Raw genomic sequence first — 264 nt, 5'->3', positions numbered from 1 at the left:
ACCTTTGTTTAGGAACTTCAAAACAACAAATCAGACACGCAACAACAAGAGGACATAACGCCTCGCGTCTCTACTTTTCTTCCGACGCCTCAAGCAGATCCGGGCGTCTCTCGCGCGTCAGCCTGAGCGCCTCCGCGCGCCGCCATTCGGCGACCTTGCCGTGATGGCCTGAGGTCAGGACCTGCGGGATCTCGCGGCCCTCGAATTCCTGCGGCCGCGTATATTGCGGATATTCCAGAAGCCCGTTTTCAAAACTCTCTTCAG

1 pseudogene is annotated in these 264 nt (G+C 56.8%); it reads right to left on the bottom strand.

Annotation, left to right across the window (positions count from 1 at the left end):
- Nucleotides 1-70 precede the first annotated feature (70 nt).
- Nucleotides 71-264 (bottom strand): annotated as a pseudogene (locus CH341_RS32770) (tRNA (guanosine(37)-N1)-methyltransferase TrmD); the annotation flags it as partial.

The sequence above is a fragment of the Rhodoplanes roseus genome (assembly GCF_003258865.1).
GTDB lineage: Bacteria > Pseudomonadota > Alphaproteobacteria > Rhizobiales > Xanthobacteraceae > Rhodoplanes > Rhodoplanes roseus.
This window is presented reverse-complemented; position numbering and strand designations above follow the sequence as displayed.